This window comes from Sporosarcina contaminans (assembly GCF_042679045.1).
GTDB classification, from domain to species: Bacteria; Bacillota; Bacilli; order Bacillales_A; family Planococcaceae; genus Sporosarcina; species Sporosarcina contaminans.
Window position 1 is genome coordinate 106,677 of sequence record NZ_JBHTLT010000013.1, and the last position, 6,341, is coordinate 113,017.

The following is a 6,341-nucleotide window of genomic DNA, read 5'->3' on the forward strand; positions in this document are numbered from 1 at the left end:
GTACAATCCGGATTGTGAATAGTGCAATCCGGATTTTGAAATGGATGGGGACTATATTGGAATTTTTTATTCAAAAGATATTTATCGGTAAACCGAAAACAATTGTAGAGATTGATGAAGTAAACCAGAAGCGGAAAGAATGGAAGAGCGGTATTTTCAAAGAAGAGTGGGATCGTCCAATTTTTGTCGGAAAAAATAATTTGGATGGCGACGGTCAAGCGGACTTGAAAAATCATGGAGGTCCAGAAAAAGCGATATTTTGTTATCCCCATGAACATTATCAATTCTTTCAAATGAAAGAGATGGGCCCAGGTGGTATGGGCGAGAATTTTTCAACTGTTAATATGACAGAAGATTGTGTGGCAATAGGGGATACGTTTAAAATTGGAGAAGCCATTATACAAGTCTCTCAGCCTAGACAACCTTGTTGGAAACCAGCTCGCCGCTTTCAAAAGAAAGATCTATCGTTAATGATTCAGGACTCGGGGAGGACGGGGTGGTATTTCCGAGTGTTACAAGAAGGGACTATAGAGAAAGGACAACAATTAATTGTTTTGGATCGGCCTGCGGCACATTGGACGATTGCGGAATGCAATGAACTGATGCATAAACGCAAGGATGATCTTCAACAAGCAGCTGCACTTGCGGAATGTGAATACTTATCCGTAAATTGGAAAAATACATTAAGGAAGCGACTGTCAGGAATACAGTCAGATAGTCGAAAGAGGTTATACGGAACTGAATAAAACAAAAAGGGATGTTCAGGCTATGGTTAAACCTGAATATCCCTTTTTATTACTGTTTCTCTTCATTTTGCTGATGGATTTCCTGCGATTTTTGATACGCTAATATCATCGCTTTTTTATAATGAGAAAGCTCGTAAAACTCATGTGCTGTTTCTTCGTACCTTTTATTCACTTTCCGGATTTCATTGCGCTTCGTAATCCTTTTTTCCACTTCATCCATTGAAGAGCCCTCCTGTTCCTATCATTGATCGTCCTTAACGAACTTACCGTAATCTGGAACTGCGATCGACTTGAAATTATTTTTTAGTTCCGTTAAATTTTCTTTTAACCATTCTCCGGATACAGGAACGCCATGTCCGGTTATCGCGACAGCTGGATCCATCGCTTCTAATATGTTGACAGAGGACTCAGAAGCTTCCCAGTCAGGGGTTAAATAACGAGGTGGGCCGCTAATTTCCTTTTCTTGCGTAAATACTTTGTATAGGCTTTCTTGCTTTACGGTCACAAAAGCATCCCCTGCGATGAGTGCGTGGTCCTCGTTGCGGAATAGGGAAACATGGCCTTCAGAATGTCCAGGTGTATGAATCCATTTCCAATTCGGCATGAATGGTACGGTGTGATCGATAGGCAGCGGCTGAATGTATTCAGAAATGTCAATACTCTCATGTGGAAACGCGAATGACATTTTGGAAACCATACCACCTTCTACAGTCGTATCTGGCTCTGGATAATTCTTCTTTCCTGTTAAGTATGGCAATTCCAATTCATGAGCATAGACAGGTACATCCCATACTTCTAAAAGTTCAATAATGCCGCCTATATGATCAAAATGTCCATGGGTCAATATGATGGCTTTCGGTGGATTGTTTTTACCGAATCTTTTTTCTGCTTCTTCCTTGATTTTTCCTCCAGATGTAGGCATTCCAGCATCAATCAAAACCCAGTCATTGCCTTCACCTGCTATACCATAAAAAATAACATTCACGATTTGAATCGTGTAACAATAAAGATCAGGAGTCACTTCGATCCCGATACCGCTCCCAACCGATGTGACAGGCTGGAATCTTTCAGTTGAAGAACTGTTTTCCATTAATATCTCCTCCAAAACCGTATTTCTTTCCCTATACCCATTATTTAAAATGTGTTCACTTTACTATGTGTTCGATATGGAAGATTATACTTGTTCAATGAAACAAAGGTATTGCTCTTCAAGCGGAGGTTCATTATAATGGAAAAGTACTTTATTTATTGTCTCAGTAGCTCAGGGGATAGAGCAACAGCCTCCTAAGCTGTGGGTCGCAGGTTCGATTCCTGCCTGGGACGTTATGAGGGTAATATTAAGGATTTTATAAAAACTATAAAAGCCTTGCAAACGTTGTAGCCATGTGTTTGTGAGGCTTTTTCGATTTCTTGAAGAGGGCGATAGAAAACGTATAAAAAAGATTGGTTACTACACAAACGCTACACATTTTACAAAGCAATTGATTGAATATCCCTCATAATTTGTACTGATTTTTCTTCTTCCTCTTTCCTCATTTCTTTTAGTACATGCGAATAATGTTTAAGGGTAGTTTCTATATCAGTGTGACCTGCCCGTTCAGAGACGAATTGCACCGAAACACCTTTATACAATAAAACTGAAATATGAGTATGACGTAATCCATGAATTGATATTGGTTCGATATTTAAACTTTCCAATGTTTTTTTAAGTAACTTGTTGGTAGCTTCATTAGTCAATGTCTTGTTTTGAGACTTCGGGTTGTAAAAGACAGTACCGTATATATTTGTTGGTAGGGTTTTAAAAAGTTCTTTAAATAAGCCCATTGTTACTTCATCAATTTTAACATCCCTTGCAGATTTAGTGGTTTTAAGCGGTGCAAACCCTGTTCCTTCTTTATAGTCCCAAGCCTGTCTTACTTTAATAATACTGTTCCTAAAATCAAAATCTGAGCGTTTTAAACCACATAATTCGCCAAAACGAAGACCACTTACTGCAGCGAGTAATAATAAATAATATCCCAAACTTCTATTCAATCTTCTTTTTAACTCTGCAATTAATTCAATACTTTCTTCATAATTCAGATGGCGTTCTTCAGATGTTTTTGAAATAACTTTGCTGTTGAATTCTACTCCCCGAGTGAAATCTGATCTAATTCTCTCTTCATCAATTGCATCTTTAACGCACGCTCTAACATGGGAATTTAGTTTCCTAATAGTTGCGTATGCATGAGTTTCGCCATATTCATTTAAAAAAAGTTGATATTGTCTTTTTTTAATGTCTTGCATCTTTTCTTGTTTAAAGAATTCGCGTACAGTATTAACGCTGTCCATATAACGTTTATAAGTAGGCTTTGCTCTTGGTGTTTTTGTGTCTTTTACCCATTGCTCAAAGTAGTCAGCGAATACATCTTTTGATATAACAGGAGACACACCTCGTGCTAATTCACCCTCAATGATATCTGCTGCTTTTTTAGCTTCTCCTTTTGTTCGGAATCCCCCTTTACGAATAGGATCATATTTCCCGTTTGTGTAACGGCTAATAGTGTATTGCCATGTCTTACCTCTTTGTTGGAAAGATGCCATTAAAACTGCTCCTTTCAGAACTTACGTTCCCTATTTTGAGTAAAATTTTTTAGCTCTTCGAATATACAATGGATCAAAAAAAACCTCATATCCTTTGTGAATAATAGAAATGCCATAACGAGAAGAATAATGTTCTATCGATGTTTTTAAATACTTAGGCGTAACTTCTAAATACGTGCATACTTCATCAATTGTTCTGTGGCCCAATTCATGGCACTCTATTAATTTATCTATGGACACTACTTTTTCATACCCCCATCTTCTTGCAACTAATTCTAATTTCCAATTCCTTATATCATTGATATTTGTAATGTCTCCATATGTGGTTTCATAATGTCCAATTTCTTCGGCCAATATCCCATGCTTTTCGTATCTGCATCTACGTTTGTCTAAATGAATTTCATTTCCAAAATTTACACCTGCTAATCCTTTAGGTAATGTTACTTCTTTGATCGTTAATTGTGGGTATTGTAACATCAGTGCTTCGTATCTCATATGATCCACCTCATTTACGTTGTGACTTGATGAATTCGATGTATCGTTTAATATCCTCCATTTCTTCTTCGGTTAAATCATCATCGATATGAGCTGCAACTGTCTCGATTTCATTGTTGGGTTTAATGTTTAATAACCAGTCCAACGAAACATTAAAGTAATCTGCGTAAATTGATACATCGTCTATATCTGGTTTGGATTGTCCATTCTCCCATCGACTAATCGAGCTTTTACTAATTTTTGAATCATAGCGTTTTGCAAATTCAACGGCAAGTTGTTCCATTGACAACTTTTTATCGTTTCTAAGTTTTTTTATCTTGTCCGCAAAAGTAGCCATTTTTATTCCCCCTGAAAATTAGTTTCATTTAATATCTTAATTTTAGTTTAACTTATCTGTTCCAAAAATACAACAATAATTAAGTTCTTGTCCCGAAAGTGAAACTATTTGTTGACTTTTAATTTTGGTAGTGTAATATAAGACTTACCAACGTTCCAAAAACGGGACAAGGAGGTGAGCATTATGTCTAAAGGAAAAAAACCATTTTATAAATTGAAGGGTTACCTTGCTGAAAACGGTATTAAACAAAAGGAACTTGCAGAACGCATTGGTATGAGTGAGGTAAGCTTCTCACAAAAAATCAATCGATCGGGCAGCGTGTTTACAATAGATGAAGTTAAATTGATTTGTGAGACGTTGGGAATATCTGCTGATGATTTTTTTTTAACAATGTCGTTCCAAAAACGGGACACAACAGCGATTTAAAAAAATAATATGCACGGGAGAGGAATTATATGCAACAACTCAATGTCAATCTCTCTATTCCGATTCCAGCGGATCATGTAGTGGTCTCTAAAGTAGAACTGGAAGACTTACGCAAGCAAAAATTGTCCGGCGTTTATTGGACCATGAAAGATGTGGAGGAGAGAACTGGCAAAAAGTTTGAATGGATCAAGGAAAACATACTTTATCCTCCACATTTCAAAAAAATATTAGATGTCGAGCAAGGTGGGTTTGTGTATTATCCGAAAAAGTCGGGTGAGAAATGGAGTTTCTTAGCAATTGAAATGGCACGATTCCTTGATGAAAACTTTCACTTAATATTTGGAGGGAGGAAATAGCATGACCGAATGGGGCCTAATCGCAGTCTTTGGCATCCCAACAGCAATGTTACTCACTTGTGGACTTACAGTGTACTGGATGTCAATTAAACGGGAGTCGGATGTACAGAGGCCGCAAATGCATCAGCATACAATTCATTTCATTGCCGAACGTGAAAGGAGGATGAAAAGAAATGCTTAAACGGAGAATTACAACTCGCTACAGTCACCTTGGAGTTTACTTCTGGATCGAAGCAGAAGTTTACGAAGTCCCTTTGTTAGTCAGACCGGCAATCAATTGGACAGGCAAGTTGAGTCGGGCTATCAATCGTTTGTTGCCAATCGGCAATAGATGGCGCGGTGATGTTGGAGTGTACAACTAAAAGGAGGAATTGGAATGAAAACACTCAAGGTCTTGAGCGAAGAAATGAAAGGCAAGTTGTTGCAAATGTCAGTTGTGGAAGCTTATCAAGCGGGATTTGAAGCGGGGAAGTCCTCCACATCAGCAAGTGTGGAAGTCGCACAAGAAACAGTTGAGCATGAAGGCTTGGTGCTTTGTAAGGTTAATCGCAAAGTGTCACCGGACGTTTATGTAAGATTCCACAACACAAAATGTAATTCAAGACTCAAAGACGGCGTGATTTACGGGCCAGTTAAACGCACGATGACAATTGGTAATAATAATTACAACGTATTTAACAAACATCACAATCGAACACCTGACAACGTTGAAGTATTTGAAGTGGTCGGCTACGTGGACATGCTTCCAGAACCAGAGATTCCACTAACAGCAAACCAACAACGCGCCGAATTGATAAAGCGGGCGAGGGAGTTTGTGGAAAAGGAGTTTGAAAAGCATCAACGGACAATTTTTTTAGCAGGAAAAAATGAAGTTTTGTATGGTAATAAATTTGCAAAAGTGGATTTTGTAGTGAATGAAGAGAAAAGAACGATTGTAGCATTGGTGAAAGAATTTAATACGAAAAATATTCTTTCTAAAGGTATCGCCAAATGCATGCCGGGTGAAGTATTCAACGCTGACATCGGAAAAGCTATCGCCCTAGCAAGAGCATTAGAGATTGATATTCCGCAAGAGTTTTTGCAGGCAGCGCAGCCGACAGAGCCAGTATCGGGCATGAAGGTTTACGGAAATGAAGAAGATCCCGATGAGTATTACAACGTTAACAAGGTCTTCACTTTAACGACAAAACTCCTCAATGATTCATTTCATTATGAAGGTTGTTTTGATGACGGTGCTGGCGATTGGATTAGATTAGATCAGATTGGCGATATCATCGATGACACAAACGCCCAATACGAGGAGGCATCCTAATGATAAGCCTTAACGAAATAGCAGCATTGCTAAATAAGATAGATGCAATCCTTGATGAAGCAGACGGTGACATCCTAATGGTCGAT

At 38.2% G+C, this 6,341-nt stretch carries 11 protein-coding genes and 1 tRNA gene; 7 read left to right on the top strand and 5 right to left on the bottom strand.

Annotated features, from left to right (window positions below):
* Positions 1 to 56 precede the first annotated feature (56 nt).
* Positions 57 to 746: an MOSC domain-containing protein gene (locus ACFQ38_RS02285; RefSeq protein WP_336824833.1), complete on the top strand. Its 690-nt coding sequence runs from the start codon at positions 57 to 59 to the stop codon at positions 744 to 746.
* A gap of 49 nt (positions 747 to 795) precedes the next feature.
* On the opposite strand, the gene ACFQ38_RS02290 is transcribed toward ACFQ38_RS02285, so the two are convergent.
* Together ACFQ38_RS02290 and ACFQ38_RS02295 are read right to left on the bottom strand one after the other, a co-directional pair.
* On the bottom strand, positions 796 to 966 hold the full coding sequence (locus ACFQ38_RS02290; RefSeq protein ID WP_336824834.1) for a hypothetical protein: 171 nt from the start codon (positions 964 to 966) through the stop codon (positions 796 to 798).
* Positions 967 to 987: 21 nt separating this feature from the next.
* Positions 988 to 1,836: an MBL fold metallo-hydrolase gene (locus tag ACFQ38_RS02295; RefSeq protein WP_381479676.1), complete on the bottom strand. Its 849-nt coding sequence runs from the start codon at positions 1,834 to 1,836 to the stop codon at positions 988 to 990.
* 160 nt (positions 1,837 to 1,996) lie between these two features.
* Between ACFQ38_RS02295 and ACFQ38_RS02300 the strand changes: the two genes are divergently transcribed.
* Positions 1,997 to 2,069 (top strand) — tRNA-Arg (locus ACFQ38_RS02300).
* Between the two features lie 147 nt (positions 2,070 to 2,216).
* Here ACFQ38_RS02300 and ACFQ38_RS02305 read toward each other — a convergent pair.
* Genes ACFQ38_RS02305 through ACFQ38_RS02315 form a run of 3 tightly spaced genes read right to left on the bottom strand, consistent with a single transcriptional unit; the run spans position 2,217 to position 4,161 of the window.
* Positions 2,217 to 3,329 (bottom strand): site-specific integrase, encoded by a 1,113-nt coding sequence (locus ACFQ38_RS02305; protein WP_381479677.1) that lies wholly within the window; start codon positions 3,327 to 3,329, stop codon positions 2,217 to 2,219.
* A gap of 30 nt (positions 3,330 to 3,359) precedes the next feature.
* Positions 3,360 to 3,824, bottom strand: a complete 465-nt coding sequence (locus tag ACFQ38_RS02310; protein ID WP_381479678.1) for an ImmA/IrrE family metallo-endopeptidase — start codon at positions 3,822 to 3,824, stop codon at positions 3,360 to 3,362.
* Positions 3,825 to 3,834: 10 nt separating this feature from the next.
* The gene (locus tag ACFQ38_RS02315; RefSeq protein ID WP_381479679.1) at positions 3,835 to 4,161 is read right to left on the bottom strand and encodes a helix-turn-helix domain-containing protein; all 327 of its coding nucleotides are present in this window, start codon (positions 4,159 to 4,161) and stop codon (positions 3,835 to 3,837) included.
* A 183-nt stretch (positions 4,162 to 4,344) separates the two neighbouring features.
* Here ACFQ38_RS02315 and ACFQ38_RS02320 point away from each other — a divergent pair, with 183 nt between their 5' ends.
* Genes ACFQ38_RS02320 through ACFQ38_RS02340 form a run of 5 tightly spaced genes read left to right on the top strand, consistent with a single transcriptional unit; the run spans position 4,345 to position 6,255 of the window.
* Positions 4,345 to 4,587, top strand: coding sequence for a helix-turn-helix domain-containing protein (locus ACFQ38_RS02320; RefSeq protein WP_381479680.1), 243 nt, complete (start codon positions 4,345 to 4,347; stop codon positions 4,585 to 4,587).
* A 29-nt stretch (positions 4,588 to 4,616) separates the two neighbouring features.
* Positions 4,617 to 4,943: a DUF771 domain-containing protein gene (locus ACFQ38_RS02325; RefSeq protein WP_381479681.1), complete on the top strand. Its 327-nt coding sequence runs from the start codon at positions 4,617 to 4,619 to the stop codon at positions 4,941 to 4,943.
* A gap of 1 nt (position 4,944) precedes the next feature.
* Positions 4,945 to 5,124, top strand: a complete 180-nt coding sequence (locus ACFQ38_RS02330) for a hypothetical protein (RefSeq protein WP_381479682.1) — start codon at positions 4,945 to 4,947, stop codon at positions 5,122 to 5,124.
* A complete protein-coding gene (locus tag ACFQ38_RS02335; protein WP_381479683.1) occupies positions 5,117 to 5,305 on the top strand; it encodes a hypothetical protein in 189 nt (62 codons plus the stop codon). Before ACFQ38_RS02330 ends, ACFQ38_RS02335 begins: the two co-directional genes overlap by 8 nt.
* A gap of 14 nt (positions 5,306 to 5,319) precedes the next feature.
* Positions 5,320 to 6,255, top strand: a complete 936-nt coding sequence (locus ACFQ38_RS02340; protein ID WP_381479684.1) for a hypothetical protein — start codon at positions 5,320 to 5,322, stop codon at positions 6,253 to 6,255.
* Positions 6,256 to 6,341 lie beyond the last annotated feature (86 nt).